Below are 17,533 nucleotides of genomic sequence, written 5' to 3'. Positions count from 1 at the left end.
GTTGAGTGTTTCAGTGCTTAGGATTTAGTCGACAAAAGCGGGACGGAAGCCGAGGCTGCCGACGCGAATGCCACGGGTGCCGTAGCCGTCGAGCGCAGACACCCCGGCGCCGGAGCTGCTGACCCAAGCGCCGCCACGACGCGGGATCCGTTCTCCAAGGTTGCGCATGTAAACGCGCCCTCGTGCAGGGCTGTCGATGGTGAGCGGGTACAGCGCGAGGGATTTAAGCACTGCTGGCGCGGTGATGCCAACGGCGGAGGTGATAGCGTTAAATTGCGTGCTCGACGACGTGGAGCCATCGGACTGATTTGTGACAGCATCGTCGAGGATAAGGTTGCCCGATCCATCAACATTAGATGCATCCCAATGCAAATTGCCGGGCGTGCCTGGGGCGGTAAGTGAGCCATCGGCGGCAGCGATACCGCGCCAGTCGGAGGATGCGACACCAAAATCAGCGGTTGATAGGACGGCGTCATTGTCAGGAATCACCTGGATTTCACCATCCACGAATCGCACCCCTACGACCCACTCGAAAACGTTGCCATTCAGATCCCACACTCCCCATTGCGTATTGTCGTGAGACCACGCGACGTAGGGAGCACCACTGAGCACATGAATATCGGTAGCATCGTAGCCGTCAACCACAAGTGTGCCTGTCTCGGTAGTCTCTATGTAGTCAGTGCCGCTGTCGTTATTCCCACGCACCTCGTGGTCGAGCGTGAGGGAGCGCAAGGCGAGGTAGGCCCACTGTGCATTGGTGATACTATGGTATCCTGCTCCATTTTGTCGGGTGACGGTGATGGTCTCGTCAAATGTGATGTCGGCGGCGGGGTCGACACGCTTCAGTGATGCGACGCGGAGGTTAGCGGAGGTTTTCGCAGAGGCGTTCGAAACAACAGTGCCCGTGGTGACGTCGATCAGAGTTCCCTCGTACTTCCCAACCCAAAAATGATCGATGGGCGCGCCATCCACGGTAAATGCCGGGTGCTCGTCGCTGGTGGTGTAGCCGAGTTCAGTGAGTATGTCGGCGTGGAGGGTATCGACATCTGGGTCGATTTTGACATAGATGCCCGGCACGCCACCGGCTGAGAACAGCACGGTATTGCGGCCTCCGGAAAGGGTTTCGATGGTGGTGGCGATGGCGGTCTGCACCTCCGAGTCAGTGATCTGGTAGCCGACGCTGGCGGCGTAGAGGGTGAGGGTCTCCTCATTGGTCACGTAGGTGGGCGGCGGATTGTCCACATACTCAATGTCCACCGTGATCGAGCCGGTGTGGGTGTCGCTGGGGGTGACGGTGATGTCGCCGTCGCTCCAGTCCCATGTGATGTTGGTCATCGTGGCGACGGTCGGGACGCTGGCCGTGGTGACAACATCGTCGGCGTAGAAGTTGAGCACGCTGCGATTGCCGAGGTCGAAGGTGCCCGCATTCGCGTGGCGGATAGTGAGGCTCTTGATGACGCGACCGTGGCGCATGAAGCCGGTGGCGAGGGTGAGGGTGTCGGAGGTACCCGCCCAGGTGAGGGTGTGGGAGGAGCGCCGAAAATCAAGGCCACCGTTTTCGGCAGCTGGGTTGACCTGCGCGTAATTTGCCAGGCGCGCAAGATCCACCTTGCGGGATCCTGGGTCCTCGGATACGAGCGCCCAGATCGGGTCGGTGGTGGAGTAGTCGGCGATCTCGTCGTATTCGGTTATTTTCTTGGCACCGAAGGCGGTGATCGGAGCGATCAGCAGTGGAAGCGTGAAAAGCGCAAGGGCTGCGAAGTAGCGTGAAATGGTGCGGTGTTTCATGGTGTGATCTTTGGTTGAAAGCGTTGTTTATTCGGGGTCGGACTGGATGAGGTTGCCTTCGTCGTCGGTGAGCGGGACGGTATCGTCGTCGCCCACAAGGAAACCCTGGTCGTTGACAAAGACATGGGTGAAGCTCTCGGCCTCGATGGCAACGGGTGGGTTGCTGATGCGGTTGACTGATGCGCTCATGGATGCGGTGGCCTCGATGGCAACGGAGACGTGGCGCACCCGGTTGAGCGCTGCCTCGATGACGGACGCGGCTTCGATCTCGGGAGCAACCTGGTGAATCACCTGCAGCACCGCCTCGATGACGGACTCCGCTTCGATGTCGCCATCGATCAAACGAATGCGGTTGGCGATGGCCTGCAGGACCGTCTGCGCCTCGATGTGACCCGAGATGACCCTGACCTTGTTGAGCCCGGCAACGATCAACGCGGTCGCCTGCACGCGCAGGCGCGGTTGCCGCAGCTGGTTGAGTGCTGCCTCAATGACGGACGCGGCTTCGATCTCGGGAGTGATGTTCGCGATGCGGTTCACGCGACCGGGATCCGGGTCGTAGGTGAGCGGTATGCCGTCCTCATCGATGAGAACCTGCCCATCGTCGGTGACAAACAACCGGTTTGCGATGGTCAGTCGGGCGTTCTTGATGCACTGCACCTTGGCGCTTGTGCCAGTCGTGCCCACCGCTTCCAACACCCCCGCGTCCTTGATGACGTTGAGCTGCACACTGCAGGATGATGCCGCCGCGAAATCCACTGCCACGTTTCCCCGGAAAGGGTCGACCACTTGGGTCAACTCAAACGAGAGATCGCGGACTGGCAGCAGTTCGAACTTCATGACGGCATCATCCTAAGTGACTTAGTAAGCAGGTCAAACAATAGAGATCGACAACTGGCCGGCGAGGATGCGCAGGGTGTTGGTGTTGTTGATCGTCTCGGGCGTATCGAGCACGTCGAACGCCAGCAGGTTGCCCCCGGTCGGTGCGTCGTAGAATGCGATTGCGACGATCTGACCCCAGTTCGCGGTTGCCTGATCCCACTCGATGTTGGCGCCGTTGGTCTTGGCTCCGCTCGCTGCTGCAGGGAAGTTGGTGAGGTTCGACGAAACCGCTTTGCGTGCGTATCCGCCACCGCTGACTTCGGTGCCACCGCCAGCTTTGTTCGGAGCGGCGGTCAGCGCGGCTGCGTAGATGGTGCTCGTGGGCGTGTAGGACTGGTTCCCGAACTGGTGATCCAGGAGTTCGTTGGCAAGGAAGGTTGAAAATGATCCGGCCATGATATTGATCCTTGGGTTTGGTGTGGTTGGTAAGTGTGGTAAAAATCAGAAAGCCTTGGTGACTTGTGGGCGAAGCAGGGATACCTTCCCGAAAAACTCGGTCTTGATCTTCCCGGTGGTCGTGCGGCGCTGCAGGTCGTAGAAGTAGTTTTGGCCAAGCTGGATGCCATAGCCCTCAGCGATCCCAGTGGCAGCAGGATCAAACCGGAACAACACGACTCCATCCGCGATCTGGGTTTCCCCCTGGATCCACGGGTAAAACTGCGCACCGGTGGCCTCGGTCAAAACGGAACCATTCGTCCAGACGGTGGGAGTGGTGGCGATGCAGACAAAAGAATCCCCTGGGGATGGATCCGCATCGGAGCCGACATTTTCGAAGTCATCCCCGGCGACGACGGTCGCGAACGTGTAGCGGCGGCCGATGCGGAGCGGACCAGCGGTGACGTTGCGCACCGTGGCGCCGTTGACCAAGGTCAGCTGGAGCACGGCGGAAGAGTCGGGCTGCGCTGCATCGGTCATGATCGTCAGCCAAAAGTCGTTACCGGCGAGCGACTCGACGATTCCGGTGTCGGTGTTGCGCCCGACGATGCGAAACTCCTCATCGTCGCCCTGGTAGAATTGAAGGTTTTTTTCGATGGCCATGGTCAAGATGCGTTGGCGGATATTTCCCAGAAGTGCTTGCGTGCGATATCGATGATGTGCTGCTCTCCGGACTTGGATTTGAGATAGGACCGCGCATCCTGGCGCGAATCGAAAGAGGCAACGTAGATGGGACGCTGTGAGCCGGCTGCACCTCCCGCAGCAGATGCACCGCCGCTCATGCCAATCGGTGCCATCGCACCAGGACGACCGGAGCGAATGCCAGCGACCGCAGAGTTCAGCGCACCGACTCCCAGACGGCTGGTGACATCGGCAGGGAGCACAAACTCCCCGCGATGCACGAGTCCAGCGACTGCACTCGGATCCCCGTCGCCCGTATAACCTCCCGACTTAAACCCGCCAAATGCAGCGAGCCCACCAATTACAGCAGCGAGCCCAATGGCGCTGGCGGCACCGAAACTCGAAATGGATGCAGCGATCGCGGAAGGGATCCACGCCACAAGCGACTTGGCGGCAGAAGCCATGGACATCACGAGCGACTTGGCCGCGAAAGCTTTGTCGATGGCGAACATAGTGGCCTTGCTCACGAGGTATTCCGCGATCATGCGCGAGAACGCGCTGACCATGCTACCGACAAAGCCCGTCCAGATGCTGCCAAGTGCCTCGCGCCAGGTCATCGTGCGGTTGATGAGTCCCTCGATGCCGGAAGATAGCGATGTGATCGCACCCGATACCACCGTGCCGAAGGCGTTGGTCATGCTCAGCTCGAGTGTGGCGAAGCCCTCAGTCATGTTGTCGAGCGCCTCCTGCAAGCGCTCAATAAACGAGATTGCGGTGCTGTCGAGATTGGCGGTCATGCGCGTGGTTTCCTCGTTCACGCGGGTGTTGATCGCCTCGATCTCCTGAACGGCCGCAAGGATCGCAGCAAAGCGTTTCTCCTCATCGGGTCGCAGTCCTGCAAAGTTATCCGTGCCAAAGGTAGCGTCGGCTGCTTCAGCACCGATCGCAAGCGGAGACAGCTTGGTGTTGGCGATGCGCTGTTGCAATGCCTCGATGGCCTGCCCTCCGCCGCTGGTGTCGAGCATACCTAAACGCAGACCAGGCAAACGGTTCGCGACTGCGTTCACCCGGTTGAGTCCCTCCATCATGCCTAGCGTGAATTTCATCTGCACGAGCTGGATGGAATCGTCGAACCACGAGAGCGTGGAGCTGATCGACTTCTTGAACAGTTCCGGGAAGAAGGAAATCGAATCGTGAATCGCCTCGAGCAGATCCACACCAAAGGTCTGCGCCGCATGACTGAACTGCATGACGATGGCGGCCCGCGTTTTGTCGTTGGTGAGCACGGCAATGATCCTGCCGGTCTCGACACTGATGCGGTGCCGCAGACGGGTGATGCCATCGGCCACGCTGTCGAGCTGTTCTAACTCCCATGAGTCGAACGCAAGGCCGGCGGCAAGTGCCCACTTGGTGACCGGTTGGAGACCGTCCTTGTTCACACGCTGCAGGATCTCCAGCATCTTGGGACCCGCTTCCTCACCGATGATGCGCGAGACGGCGGCGTAGGCCTTTTGCTGGTTGCCAGCATTGGCAAACGCCACGGCCATCGCTTCCATTTTTCCCGCTGTGTCGAGCCGGGCAAACTTGGCCAGATCGATGTTGAGCTGCGCGAACGCTCGCAAATAGGACTGGGTCCCCTGCTGAGCCTCGACCGTGCGCGTATTCACGTGCCGCACACCGCGGGCTACGATATCGAGGGAGATCCCCGCATCGAGTGCCAGGGCGTTGAGTCCCTGCAACGCACGGGGATCGATCTGCAGTTGGAACGATTCGTCACTGAGCTTCGATGCCAAGTCGATGCTGCGGGTGAGCTGTGCGTTGAGCGCCCCCACCGACAGCGACGCCCCCACGAACGCAGCCGCGAACCCAAACCCCTTGCGTATGGTCGACTGGAGACCAGTCGCCGCTTGCCGGGTCTTTTTCAGCTCGGTTTGCCCCTTTTCCAGTCCGCGCAGGTCGGACCGGATCTTGAGCAGCATGTCGAGGGTTGCGTCAGCCATAGTGTCAGCCCTTCGGTGGCGTGGGAGTTTCGCTCAACTGGTGCAGCGTGCGCAGGTCATCGAGGATATCCCGGATGTTCTTCTGCTCCGCCCGCGACACGTATTTATAAAACGCGTCGGACGTGTTGCGCTCGACTGCCTCCTCGGTGACGAGGCGGCGCTCCCATTTCGTGATGAGTGTTTGGATGGTCATGATGGTGACGGTGTGGGTGTGGAGGCGGGAAGGATGCCCCGCTGACGGGCATAAGCGATGCCTTGGCGGCGGCGCTCCTCGCGGCTCTGCTCGTCCTCGACGCCATCGAGCAAGCGACGCTGGAACTTCCGAAACGCTGCACCGCCCTCACCGTCCACCATGACGCCCGCGACGGCGACGTGGACCCCTTGGGTTTCGAGCAGGATGCGGTTGGTCTCCATGTAGTCGTATTCTTCGATGACGGCGCGGATCTCAGAGATGCGCCAGTTCAGGACTTGGCTTGGGCGGATGCCTGGGCAGATGATGGCGACTCGGGCGCAGGTGCGTCGGATGGCTTCTGCTGCTCGATGTCGTCGGCTACCTGGAGATTGAGTTCGCGCATGCGGCTCATCGCGGCGAGGTTGCGCTCGGCTGTCGCCAGCAGGCGTTCGTTCTTCTCCGCCGTGCGCTCCAGGTAGCCAGCAATAAAATTTTGGTTGAGCTGGTCTCCGATACTGAGGATTTCGAGATAAGTTTGGTGCGTGATGTGATCGGCCCATCCTTCGGTCTGGCCAGCGTAGTATTCGACAAGCGCAGGCTCATCGACTGCGCGCTCCGCAAGCGTGGGGATCTGTCGGGCGGAGACCTCCGACACGATGACGGACTTCGGGTCGGCGTCGCCAGGCGTGTAACCTTTCCGGTATGCCACTGCGACATCTGCGGCGCCCACGGCGATTTCGATGTCGGTGAGGGTGCGGGTGGGTCGTTGGGTTGTGTTGTTTTTTGCCATGGTGATTTGTGGTTTGAAAAAGTGAAGTGGCGGGGATATGCCGTCCCCGCCACCGGGAACCTCAGAACTTAGCGATAGAAAAGAGATCAAGCCGGGTCGGTGACTCCCACAGTGCCGAGATCAGCCGAAGCGCCACCGAGGGGAGTGATGCGCAGCTGTGCTTCGGAGAACGTCTCGCGGTCCGCGCTCATGCTGCCTTCGGGCTGCACGACACATTTGAACCCGGAGATATCGATCGAACCGCCATCACCGGCGTCCACGAGCTTGAGCGTTGCGGTGCCCTTCCAGAGTTTCTGGCCGGGTGCGCCACCAGCGGTCGCCGTGCGGAAGAGCAGCTGCACCACCTTGGCGTTGCGCGGCTCGTCGATGGTGCCGATGAAGCTGTGGCCGCCCTTGGTGCCGACGACGCGGTCCTTCCACAGCATGCCGCCGTAGGGAGCGTAGCGCGTGGCAACTTCGGACTCGAAATCGATCGATACGTTTTTGAGCCGTAGCTTGATGTTGTCTGCGCCTTCGGTGCCGCCAGCGGGCAGGAAGTCGAGGTGGCCGTCTCCAATAAAGGTTTCGCCCGGAACGGGATCATAGTCTGCCATAAAATATCCTTGGTTGGTGTGATTGGTGGGTGTTGAAAATCGTGGTTCAGATCGGGATCATGGAACGACGGAGACGTCGGTTTGCAGGTCGGTGGTACCGCCTCCACTGGCCGTCCCTTCTTTGTTGCCTTCCTCACCGTTCTGGCTGCGTGTGGTCGCGGCCTGGATGTTGGAGAGCGGAGAAATATCGGTGTGGAACGTCACGGTGGATTCGCCGGACGCTACGACGATGCAACCGGGTAGCGTGAGCAGCGCGATGGCTGCGAAGGTGAGCAGTGCGATGGCGCGGGTGATGGGTTTCATGATTCGGTGTCTCCTTGGTTGAACGTGGGTCCGCCGAACTGCACGGCGGTGGTGACGACTGCGATTTTCCAGGTGTCAGACTCGCAGCAGCACATGGCCTCAAGCATGATGATGCTGGCCTCGTGCGAGCTGTGGCGCTTTGGGTTAGCGTCGCATTCGGCATCGTGGACCACAAAGGCCGGTCGGCTGGGTCCAAAGGGTGAAATGACCCTCCAGAAAAAGCGGGGCACGCTGCCGAAGTCGGTGCGGTTCCCCTCTTCGGCCGTCACCACCTCGCCGTTTGGGCGGATGAAGTAAAAATCGGACAGGAGCAGGAAAGGTTTGTCCACCAGGTCGCCACCAAGGTCGCGCAAGTCCAGATGCACCGGAAATGCCTCACCAAGCCTGCGTTTGCCGATATGGGAGCGGGCTAGCCGGTAGTTGGTCCACAGCGCCTTAGCGATGGGCCATGCTTTCTTCACGTAGGGGCTCGCTGCCCGCAGCGTCGAAATGAGTGATGCGGCAGTCATGGATTCACCTCCTTGATTGGGAAAGCACCATTCCATGCACCGGCAGCGCCGGCACGGATGGCAGCGGTGCCGATGGCGCGAGCCTCATCAGTTTCGCCGCTCATGTGATATTCTGCTGCAATGATGGGCAGAGATGGGAAATCGTTGCGAAGCTCGCGGATCTGCTGCGCTACCTGTTCCGGTGAGAATTCAAATCCGGACTGCCAGGCAACCATGTCCATCCATGGTTCCCCGATCAGACGCCGATCCCCTCCGAGCGTGTGCCAAATCAGCTTGGTGTTGGCCGGCAGCGCATCACGCAACCATTGCCCATGTGAGCGAGCAACCTCTGGGGTCCAATACTCCAGAGCTTCGAGGGCCATGACGACGTAGCGAATGCCGGCAGGGCGCACCACCTTGTCAATGGCCAGTTGCCAACGTTGGCGAACTTGTTCCGGATCGTTGCGATTGAACCACCGGAAGCCGTCATCCGACATGAACCACAGCACGACGATGAGATCGTGAGCCTCCGCCCGGTCGATCCAGTAGAGCACCCGTTCGACTTCATCCGCGGTGAAGTTGTAGCGGTGGACGCCGTTGTAGTCGCCGTCGAGCCAAAGATACCAGTGGATGGTGTTGTAGCCCATCGCCTGGTGCCATGCGAGCTCGGCCTCACGGCTCTCATCGCTCACACTGTGCGCAAGAAAGAAATGGGTGCTGTATGCCGCTTCGTGTTTCAGGAAAGTGGCGAGCAGCGGAGCTGGCTCCGGATCAGGATCAGGAATGACCACGGTGCCATCGTCATCGATCAGCGGTGAGCTTGGCTGCGGAAATGGGTTGTAGTCCGAACGGCCCACGAGAGACCCCTGCACCGCCACCCGGCGGTAGGTGCCTGCAAGGAAGTCCTCGCGGTGCTGCTCCATTTCCTCGCGGGTGGGCACGCGCTGCAGCATGGATTGATACATGCCAAGCAGAGCCCGCGACTCTGCGGGCCAGAACTCGCGCTCGAGCAAGCTTCGGGTGGCGGCTGCGTTGGTATCAATTGCTACCTTGATCGCATCGAGATCGCTTTGCAGGGTGTCGAGGCGGGCAGAGAGGTCCGTGGCAAATTCGGTCGCGGTTGTTTTGAGTTCCGCTAGCTCACTCAGGAGCGCATCGGACGAGTCAACCGTCTGCCCCGACACCGCAAAGGGCATCAGAACCATCCATACGAAGTAACTTACTAAGCCTGTGTAGAATCGTGTCATGGTTTCCATCCGTCGAGCTGCTTCTTGATGTATTCTACGTCGCGCGAGATCAGCTCGAACTTGGTTTCGACCCGGTCGATGAACTCGGTGCGGAGCTCGGCCTTGAGTTCGCTCGCCTGCTGGCGGGTGTAAAGGTGTGGGGTGATGCTGTCTTTCCAGGCGCGCAGCTCCGCGCGTTCATCCTTTGCCGTTTCCAACTGAGCCGTATGAGTGGCCGCAGTCTGCGCCTGGTTATAGACTTGGCTCAATGCCCAACCCGATAAGCCCAGGCAGATCGTGATCAGGATACCCATGATGATATTGTAAGTGCGGTCTTTCATGTGGAAGCGGTAAGGATCGATTTGTGGCGCAGCACGATGAGGCGATAGATTTCCCCTGAGTTCTGGTCGCGAACGGGGCGCGGGCCCTCGGCGATCTCGATCCAGTTGGAGCGGTTGCGCTGTGCGGTCGTGATCGCGCGCATGAGTTCGGTCATGGTCTGGTCGGGCGTTTTGTCGAGGATGCCGGAACGGCGGCGAACGGATTCCGCAGACTGGTAAACCAACCCTATTCGGGTGGCGACGAGTGCACGCCCGGTGACGAATGTCTCGGGGTCGGGCTGCGGTTCGAGCGCGAGCAAGCACGCCCCAAGGTTATCCATGATCTCGGCCACCTGATCGTTGTAGTCGCGGTCTTCCACGCTCACGATCGGCAGGGCGGCGAAGTAGGCATGTGCGCCGAGAATGGTGCGGATCTCCGCGAGTGCTGTGCTGGCGTCGCTCATGTTCACTTCATCGAGGCCTGAATGGAGGCTCGGTTCATCTTGATTGCGGTGAGGGTGAAATTGGCCTGGTGTGCCTTGATCAGCTTGTTTGCCATGTCCTTCGAACGCATACGAAGCACCTTGCGCACGACGCGCTTTGCATCCGGATGGTTGCGCGCCCAAGCAGTCGCGTTGCTGATGCGGATGGATTTCGGGTCTTTGGTTGCCTGGTCGTCCACGGCGCCGCTGCCGGCGCGAATGTTGCGGCGGATCCAACCGGGAACGCTGCCACCGTAGTGGAGCACCGCCACACCAAAGCCCGCTTTGGCACTTCCTACGCGGGCCTGCACTTCTTTAAGGTAGCGCTCGAAGACATCGAACGTGGTGAGGATGCCCGGTTCCTTGGCACTGCCGGTGGTGCGTCCTTTGCGGTTGCGGCGGCTTAGATGGTAGGCGGCCAGCTCATCCATGGACAGGGTCGCGGTGGTGTAGGCGATGGTGTAGGGCTCGCCAGTGCGCGAGGTGCCCGTGATGTTGACATCCGTGAAGCCCCACTGACTGGTGGCGTATTCGTAGCCTTCGGGCGTCATGAGGGTGACGATCTTGGTGAGGTCGCCGAGCACGGCATTTTCTCCCTGCCCTTTGTTCTTGGGCGGGGTGAACGGGGAGCCTCCGGAGCGCATTGCATTCTGAGATGCCAAGCGCGCCTGGTCCCGGAGTTCGGTGACTTGGTCACGGTTCGACACCTTGATCGTTTCTTCGATCAGACCGCCGAAGATTGCGAGTTCCTTCGTGTTGATGGAGCCTGAATCGGTCATGCGACGGTCACGGTGGTTTGCAGGTTGGTGGTGGCGCGCACCGACGCGCGGATAGAGCGCAGCGGCACAGAACGAGCGATGGTGAAAACGATGAAGGGGTCTTGGGGATGCGGATCGACGCGGCCGATGGTGTAGCTCCACATGCCGTCGGCGCTGGTGACGACGTGTTGTTCCTGCGGCAGCATGCGGGGCCCTGGCAGGTAATCGGAAAGGGACGACCCAAAATACCACTTGAGCGTGAGCAGCTTCACTTCGGGAGTGCGCTCTGGGTGTGGATCGTGCTGCACGGCATTGTTGGTCAGCGGGTAAATCTCAGCCCAGAATGTGACCACGCGCGATACATCGGCAGTATCCTCGTATCGGAATGCCTTGCCGTTGCGTCGTAGGTGCTTGTGTGTGTCGCGCACCAGGAGTTTCACGCGGTCCAATGCCATAGGTTGGGCGGGGAAATGCCCCCGGCGGAAGCGAAGCGCCGGGGGCTGGGTCAGGAGTGTGAGTGCTAGGAAAAGCTCAGGTCAGCGATTGCAGATGACTCCAAACTCGTAGGACAGTGCGGTCAGATCACCGCCAGCGGCCTCGATCGCCATGCTCAGGCGAGCGTAACGCTCACAGTCGAGCGGAACGGGCCAGTAGACGATGGTTTCGGCATTGCCGTTGCCGCTGACACCGGTGATGGCTTTGTTTGCCAGCTCGGCGACGGCCGCAAAGCTGTCGCTGTCCCCGTCGTCGTTCGATGACTGCACGGTGGCAGTGGCCTTTTTGGTGGCCACCAGCGTGGTGCTGGCTGGAAACTTGACGAAAAACTCAGCGCCTTTGGGCACCTCTCCTCCGGCGAGCACGCCGAGGTCGATCGATGCGGTCACACTGGATGCACCCGCTGCCGGGTATGCTTTGGACACGACGAGCAGTTCGTCGCGGGCTCCACGTTGAATTTCAGACATAGTGATAATCCTTTCGGGTTAAAGGTGGTGGTTGGCCTTACTCAGCGTTGCTGATGTGGGGCGTGATGACGAAGGGGATGTTCATGAACTCGATTGGCATCTTGATCACCTTACCGTCCGCATCCACGCCGAACAGGTTCCAATACTGCTCCGCAGTGCGCGGGTTCATGAAGATGTGAGTGGGGTTCATCCCCAGATCCAAACACTTGCGATAAGCGGTCTTCATGTCCTGGTAGGTGAGTCCTTCACCTTCACCATCGCCGATGGAGTGAATGCGCACCACGCAATCGCGATTCGCGACCCGCAGTCCCATACCTCCGCGCACGTAGTTGTAGAGTACCTCGTAGGGGTTGCCCTTGGAGTCGGTGGATTCGCCTTCCTTCCAGTCCGGGTAGAAGTCGACCGTCTTTCCGTTGGCGGTGACCAGCTCGACCTTTTCCTCGCCGAGCTCGATGAAATAGACCGAAGTCTTGTTCGTGGAGTCGCCGGCATTGACCTGGTGGGCGTCGTCGGCCTTGTACTGGGCGACGATACCGGGGAAGCCCTTCTTGTCGCCTTTGGTGGTGCCTTCCCAGATCTGCTTGCACACGCGGACCATTTGGCCGGTGTAAACGGCAGATGCGTTGGCCATGAGCGTGCGCTGCACGGTGGCGGGTTTCTTGTTCTCCACGAGCGCCTTGTCGACCGAAATCTTCTTGTCGAGCGGGAACGCGGTGAAGGTGCGGTTCTCGAAGGTTCCCTTACCTTCGGTCACGCCCTCGTTGTATGCGCGGAACGATCCGTCAGGGATGCCGGTTTGCACCGTGAGGGTCATGACGTCGCCGTCCATCGGATAGACGGGAAAGACGGCCAACTCGGGAGTCTTGGGCATGTTCTCAACAATGATGTCGTGACCGATGCCTTCTTCCTGTTTCTTGAAATCAAGCAGTGTAAGCATGATGAAATCCTTGGTTGTGTGGTAGTGGTTGTTGGTGGAAATGAGTGGCTCAGCTGCCCACAGTCACGTTGGCCCACGCCTCGCGAGCACTGCGCGACTTTGGAGTGTTCTGCTCGGTGGCCCCAGCGTCGGACTGGCCGGGTGTTTCGTTGAGCGGGGCAATGCCAGATGCGGCGAGCTGCTCGTTGGTCTTCACCAGAGCGCGGCGGGCTGCGTCCTTCTCAGCTGCCATGACGGCTTCGATCGTCTTGGCGGTGTCGTCTGCCGCCTCAAGCCCGTAGGACTTTGCCAGCTCAGCGAACTTCGCGTGGTGCGTGGCGATGGTGTCGTCCTTGGCCTTGATCGTGTCGTCCTTGGCTTTCAGGTCGTTGGTCTGCTGCTCAATAGTGGCCTGTGCGGAATTGAGGTCCTGCGCGGATTTATCGAGCTGGGCCTTCAGGTCGTTGACCTGGGCCGTGAAGTCTGCCACTTCGGCAGCATGGTCCGTCTGTGCCTTTTGAAGATCGGCGCGGGCGGCTTTGAGTTGTTCGGCAAGTGTCATGGTGTTTGATCCTTGGGTTCAAATGTTGGTGATTGTGCGAAATTCGCTGATGGCGTCTTCGAGGTTCATCGCGATGCCATCAAGGAATCCACGTTCGAGGGCCTGATGGCCGGAAAACACCTGTCCTTCCATGTCGCTGCGTTCGACGTCACTGCGGCGGAACTCCACGTAGCTGCGGAACTCCTCCCCGTTGGCGTCGATCTCCTCCTGGAGCATGGCGAGCTGTTCTTCGGTGATGCGATCGAGGCCCACTCCTTTGAGTTTGCCGGAGCGCACGACGATGGACTTGATGCCAAACTCAGCCTCGAGTCCGGACCAGTCGACCAGGTAAAGGTAGGTGCCAATACTCCCGACCATGCTCGACTGCATGCCCATGAGTAGCGGACACGCGCTGCCGATCCAATACGCCAGCGACGCCATGATGCCGCTGCAGAACCCGGCCACGGGTTTGCTGTCCGAGAGTTCCGCGATGGCTTCTGCGGCATCCATCCCGCCGATGGTCACTCCACCGGGACTGTGGATATCGATCATGACACCTCGCACCATCGGGTCGACGACCGTGCGTTTGACGGCTGTGATGAAATCGCGGGTGTCGGTGTAGCCGTAATACTCTCCCATCGGTCCGAGCCCAATGGAGCAGATGCCATGGAGCGGGATGATAGCGATGCCATCTTCCACGCGTGGACGGGCGATGGTGTTGCCGTAGTAATCGTGCTCAAGTTTATCGCTGGCAGAAAAGTCAGGAATTTTTGCACTGGCCACCTGCATGGAACCAGCAATCGTCAGCTCGGCGCGCTCGAGGATCGCTAGCGGTGTGCGAAGCAGAGTGGCAAACAATGGATCAATCGGTTTCATCGTCGGTGGGGGTTGCCTTTTGGTTTGGGAAACGGGATCCAAACTCTTCGAGCGGGATGCTGTGCTTTTTGGCGTAGGCATTGCGGATATTCCACCATCGCACAACCTCGAGGCAATGGGCGTCCTCGTCTCGTCCCTGCGCGCGAATCTCTTCGATCATGGTGAGCGATCCGTTGCGCAGTGCGGTATCGATGGCCTTGGCGTCGCGTCCGTTGTCGATCGACATGCGGCGCGGGAGCTGCGGGGCCCAGTTCCATTTGTCCAGCGGCGGGGCTACTGGCTTGCCAGCCTCATCAAGGATCCATCCTTCAATGTCGGCCACGGCGGTGGCATACTGGATCTGGATCGTCCAGGGACGACGAATGACAGACTGCCAATGTTCGATTGCTTTCTCGCACTTCGCGATGTCGCGGCGCTCGCCGGTGCCGCTCAACCCACTGCCGTCGATGGCGGCTTCATACGTCCAACCGATACCGATCAGCGCACCGCGGATGACCGACGCAACAAACTCGCGGGTGTTGAGCGTGGGAGTCTCGGCCCCTTTGAAGGCCTCAACGCGTTCATTGTATTTCAGAAAGCGGAACATGCCGCGTTTGACCACGGTGACGAAGTCGCGCTTCTGCTGGCCCTCAGCGTTTTCGCTGGTGCTACCGGCATCGCGGAAGCGGCTCTGCGTCTTGTTCGCCTCTCCGCTTTCGTTGGTTTCGAGGATCGAAATCGCAGCGGCGATGCGCTGGCGGATCTTTTCGGAATCGCGGATCTCCTTTACGTCGAGCCAATCGAAAATGCCATACAGCAGCGGTGAGATGCCGCGCCCCTGGCTGAACCACTCGGGATCATACACGTGGAGTATGTGCTTGGCGTCGATCCATGTGTCAAAAGCCGGGTCATCAGACAAAAAGTGGTAGGCCAACGGGCGACCGGCAGCGTTGTAGGCAATGCCGTTGCGCAGCTGGGCTCCATCGTATCGCCCACCCATGACCGTGCCGTCGAGCGTCGCGCGGGGATTGCCGATGCGGTGAGCTTCGAGGTATTGGAATGCGGGATATTGGACCGCATCAGAGTCAATGCGCTCGCGCCAGGTGTGAGTGGTCTTCAGAATGAAAGCCTCGCCATCGCGCAGCAGGGTGATCACCAGCAGCAGGGTGTCGGTCTGCATGCAAAAGGGTGCCCCGCGAACGTTGCTGATCTTCATGAACTGCCTCAGCCATGACTCAGCAGCGATGCGATAACGCTCGTCGGTTCCGTTGTATTGCGGAAGCCAGTTCGTCCCGACCGTGTAGATGGCGATCTGCCGGATCGTGCCGCGCACCAGGGCAAAGTTTTTGTAGATCGAGCGGGAAGCGCTTAGCAGCTTGCGGTGATCGTAGCCTGATAGCAGATCCTTGAAGTCCGCCAAGCCACCAGTGGGCATGTCATAGAACTCCTGTGGCACTGCCGCCTGGATCTGATGATCCCCTCCGCTTCGGGTGAGGCGTCGGATAAATGTCGGAATGGGCAGAGTGAGAGCCATGCGGTCAGCAGCCTTGCAGCGAGGCGGAAGCGTGAGACGGTAAATCGGATAGCGATCCGTAGTTGTCGGGGTCGAGGATCGAGAGCGCTTCGGCGAGATCGGCGATGGAGCGCTCAAGTTCGCGCTTGCGGATGGTGAGCGACTCGCGGGTGTCGCTGTTTTGCCCACTCGACCAGCTCGAAATCTCATGCTCGAGCGCGAGGAACTCCTCCGCCAACTCATTGCGGCGTTCGAGCAGCTGCTCGACTGTCAAGCCCAGTCGGATGTAGGTTTCGGCGCTCATGCAATCATGGTTATCTTACTGGCATCTCGGTTACTTCTGGTGATCTCTCAACGGCGAAGAATCCTAAGCAACTTAATAAGTTGGCGCAATACACCATCTTTTGGTTAAATTTGTCTGTTTTTGCCTCGGGCAATGTGGTAGCGTCCGGGGCATGAAAGCGATGATCCTCCTCCTTGCCCTCGTTGCTCTCGCGACAGAGTGCCTCAGTTCCACTCCATTGATCGTTGGCGGACAGGCTCCAGCCGGCGATGCCAATGCCTGGGTAGCGCAGATGGAATCCCGGCGATTCCCACAATCGAATTCGGATTTCTACCACAACAAGGTGCTTGCGGTGCCATCTGCACTGGACCGCGGCGGATCTTTCCCGACGTGCGCGGCGATGATCCTCCTATACCACAACAAGGATCTCCATTTCTTCCCGGAACACATCCAAAACTTCCTCACGCCAGAAGCCCAAAACCTGATCGCATCCGCCGAGTATTTCGCAGACTACTACTACCCGGACGATTCCAACACGGTTACCACCCGCACCGACAAGAGCGGTCCGCTCGGCCAGCGTTCCACGCATTGGGCATTTCGTGAGAACAACAGCGTTGCGGACTACTGTCAAACGTCGCAGAGCTATATCGGACTGCGTGCCGGCTGGACGCTTGCGACCTATTGGGAAAACTATTCCCTTTCTGGGAACTTCAACGGCATGCGGGTGGAGATCTGTAGCCCTTCCGCCGGGGGCGCATTGTTCGCGCTTGAAGACGAGGTTTTGCGACGCATCCCCTACCCCAGCGGTATTCGCAATTTCCGGATCTTCACTCGCCCGGATGACTTGTCAGACGATGACAAATGGAGCCTGATCAAGCAGTATATCGATGAAGGGTTCCCCATCATCGGATTGATCGGTGACTTCGAGTTCAGCCCGGTGAGAGCAACAGGTGCGGCCGTGGCGATCGTGGGATATGCTGAGCATGGGGATACCCGAGTTTACGCAGCATACAACACCGCTTCCCACGATGTGCAGTGGTACCGGTTGAACTCACGGCTTTCCAAACTGGTGGAGGTGCATTTCCACCGGAACAGCCCTGCGGCGCTTGCGGAAAACGCGGTGCACCGCTTCTTCAACCCGTCCACCGGAGCCTACTTCTTTACCGCCTTCAACGCTGAGGCTCAGAACGTGATTGATAATCTGCCAGCCTGGCAATACCAGGGACCCGTCTTCCGCGTGGAATACGGTGACACCGCAGAGAATATCCCGGTCTATCGCTTCTACAACAACCGGGCCGGCGCGCACTTCTACACTGCCAATGAACAGGAAAAGGAAAACGTGATCGCCAACCTCGCGCACCAATACGCCTACGAGGGCATCGCGTTCTTCGTGCGCGCCTACGCCCAACCGTTCAACAATGCGGATCCAAGCGCTCCGACCTACTACCCGATCTACCGCTGTTACCTACCGCAGACCTCCTCTCACTACTTCACCGCAAGCAAGTCGGAGGTGGATCACATCCAAGCCAACGTAGATCCCTCACTGATTCGCTACGAGGGCATTGCCTGGTATTCGGACTACATCTGGGACGTTCGATAAGTGTTTTC

Annotated in this window: 23 protein-coding genes; 1 reads left to right on the top strand and 22 read right to left on the bottom strand. The window is 59.5% G+C overall.

Annotated elements, in window-relative coordinates; genetic code table 11:
• Positions 1-24: 24 nt before the first annotated feature.
• From ABQ298_03820 to ABQ298_03715, 22 genes are all read right to left on the bottom strand, one after another.
• Positions 25-1,788, bottom strand: coding sequence for a hypothetical protein (locus ABQ298_03820; GenBank protein MEQ9823491.1), 1,764 nt, complete (start codon positions 1,786-1,788; stop codon positions 25-27).
• A gap of 27 nt (positions 1,789-1,815) precedes the next feature.
• The gene (locus tag ABQ298_03815) at positions 1,816-2,625 is read right to left on the bottom strand and encodes a hypothetical protein (GenBank protein MEQ9823490.1); all 810 of its coding nucleotides are present in this window, start codon (positions 2,623-2,625) and stop codon (positions 1,816-1,818) included.
• Positions 2,626-2,658: 33 nt separating this feature from the next.
• Positions 2,659-3,063 (bottom strand): hypothetical protein, encoded by a 405-nt coding sequence (locus ABQ298_03810; GenBank protein MEQ9823489.1) that lies wholly within the window; start codon positions 3,061-3,063, stop codon positions 2,659-2,661.
• Positions 3,064-3,108: 45 nt separating this feature from the next.
• Positions 3,109-3,705 carry a hypothetical protein gene (locus ABQ298_03805; GenBank protein MEQ9823488.1) on the bottom strand — a complete coding sequence of 199 codons (597 nt, stop codon included), beginning with the start codon at positions 3,703-3,705 and terminating at the stop codon, positions 3,109-3,111.
• A 2-nt stretch (positions 3,706-3,707) separates the two neighbouring features.
• Entirely contained in the window at positions 3,708-5,723 is a 2,016-nt protein-coding gene (locus tag ABQ298_03800) for a hypothetical protein (GenBank protein MEQ9823487.1), read from the bottom strand.
• Positions 5,724-5,727: 4 nt separating this feature from the next.
• Positions 5,728-5,916 (bottom strand): hypothetical protein, encoded by a 189-nt coding sequence (locus ABQ298_03795; protein ID MEQ9823486.1) that lies wholly within the window; start codon positions 5,914-5,916, stop codon positions 5,728-5,730.
• Entirely contained in the window at positions 5,913-6,137 is a 225-nt protein-coding gene (locus ABQ298_03790; GenBank protein MEQ9823485.1) for a hypothetical protein, read from the bottom strand. The genes ABQ298_03795 and ABQ298_03790 overlap by 4 nt, the downstream gene beginning before the upstream one ends.
• A 47-nt stretch (positions 6,138-6,184) precedes the next feature.
• Entirely contained in the window at positions 6,185-6,685 is a 501-nt protein-coding gene (locus ABQ298_03785; protein ID MEQ9823484.1) for a hypothetical protein, read from the bottom strand.
• Between the two features lie 86 nt (positions 6,686-6,771).
• Positions 6,772-7,278, bottom strand: coding sequence for a hypothetical protein (locus ABQ298_03780; GenBank protein MEQ9823483.1), 507 nt, complete (start codon positions 7,276-7,278; stop codon positions 6,772-6,774).
• A 57-nt stretch (positions 7,279-7,335) separates the two neighbouring features.
• Positions 7,336-7,581: a hypothetical protein gene (locus tag ABQ298_03775; GenBank protein MEQ9823482.1), complete on the bottom strand. Its 246-nt coding sequence runs from the start codon at positions 7,579-7,581 to the stop codon at positions 7,336-7,338.
• Positions 7,578-8,090: a DUF1353 domain-containing protein gene (locus ABQ298_03770; GenBank protein ID MEQ9823481.1), complete on the bottom strand. Its 513-nt coding sequence runs from the start codon at positions 8,088-8,090 to the stop codon at positions 7,578-7,580. The genes ABQ298_03775 and ABQ298_03770 overlap by 4 nt, the downstream gene beginning before the upstream one ends.
• Positions 8,087-9,316: a hypothetical protein gene (locus ABQ298_03765; GenBank protein MEQ9823480.1), complete on the bottom strand. Its 1,230-nt coding sequence runs from the start codon at positions 9,314-9,316 to the stop codon at positions 8,087-8,089. The genes ABQ298_03770 and ABQ298_03765 overlap by 4 nt, the downstream gene beginning before the upstream one ends.
• A complete protein-coding gene (locus ABQ298_03760; protein MEQ9823479.1) occupies positions 9,313-9,636 on the bottom strand; it encodes a hypothetical protein in 324 nt (107 codons plus the stop codon). Before ABQ298_03760 ends, ABQ298_03765 begins: the two co-directional genes overlap by 4 nt.
• Positions 9,633-10,079, bottom strand: coding sequence for a hypothetical protein (locus ABQ298_03755; protein ID MEQ9823478.1), 447 nt, complete (start codon positions 10,077-10,079; stop codon positions 9,633-9,635). The genes ABQ298_03760 and ABQ298_03755 overlap by 4 nt, the downstream gene beginning before the upstream one ends.
• A 2-nt stretch (positions 10,080-10,081) precedes the next feature.
• On the bottom strand, positions 10,082-10,876 hold the full coding sequence (locus ABQ298_03750) for a hypothetical protein (protein MEQ9823477.1): 795 nt from the start codon (positions 10,874-10,876) through the stop codon (positions 10,082-10,084).
• The gene (locus tag ABQ298_03745) at positions 10,873-11,310 is read right to left on the bottom strand and encodes a hypothetical protein (protein MEQ9823476.1); all 438 of its coding nucleotides are present in this window, start codon (positions 11,308-11,310) and stop codon (positions 10,873-10,875) included. The genes ABQ298_03750 and ABQ298_03745 overlap by 4 nt, the downstream gene beginning before the upstream one ends.
• Positions 11,311-11,391: 81 nt before the next feature.
• Positions 11,392-11,817: a hypothetical protein gene (locus ABQ298_03740; protein MEQ9823475.1), complete on the bottom strand. Its 426-nt coding sequence runs from the start codon at positions 11,815-11,817 to the stop codon at positions 11,392-11,394.
• A gap of 37 nt (positions 11,818-11,854) precedes the next feature.
• Entirely contained in the window at positions 11,855-12,754 is a 900-nt protein-coding gene (locus tag ABQ298_03735; protein ID MEQ9823474.1) for a major capsid protein, read from the bottom strand.
• A gap of 49 nt (positions 12,755-12,803) precedes the next feature.
• Positions 12,804-13,295, bottom strand: a complete 492-nt coding sequence (locus tag ABQ298_03730; protein MEQ9823473.1) for a hypothetical protein — start codon at positions 13,293-13,295, stop codon at positions 12,804-12,806.
• Between the two features lie 18 nt (positions 13,296-13,313).
• Entirely contained in the window at positions 13,314-14,150 is an 837-nt protein-coding gene (locus ABQ298_03725) for a S49 family peptidase (GenBank protein ID MEQ9823472.1), read from the bottom strand.
• On the bottom strand, positions 14,137-15,663 hold the full coding sequence (locus ABQ298_03720) for a phage portal protein (GenBank protein ID MEQ9823471.1): 1,527 nt from the start codon (positions 15,661-15,663) through the stop codon (positions 14,137-14,139). The genes ABQ298_03725 and ABQ298_03720 overlap by 14 nt, the downstream gene beginning before the upstream one ends.
• Positions 15,664-15,667: 4 nt before the next feature.
• Complete coding sequence (locus ABQ298_03715) at positions 15,668-15,946, bottom strand: hypothetical protein (GenBank protein MEQ9823470.1); 279 nt, start codon at positions 15,944-15,946, stop codon at positions 15,668-15,670.
• A gap of 160 nt (positions 15,947-16,106) precedes the next feature.
• On the opposite strand from ABQ298_03715, the gene ABQ298_03710 reads away from it, so the two are divergent.
• Complete coding sequence (locus ABQ298_03710) at positions 16,107-17,525, top strand: hypothetical protein (protein ID MEQ9823469.1); 1,419 nt, start codon at positions 16,107-16,109, stop codon at positions 17,523-17,525.
• The last annotated feature ends 8 nt before the right edge of the window (positions 17,526-17,533 follow it).

Source organism: Puniceicoccaceae bacterium, assembly GCA_040224245.1.
Taxonomy (GTDB): Bacteria; Verrucomicrobiota; Verrucomicrobiia; order Opitutales; family JAFGAQ01; genus JAKSBQ01.
Note: the sequence above shows the minus strand (reverse complement) of the source record. Positions and strands in the feature narration are given on the sequence as shown.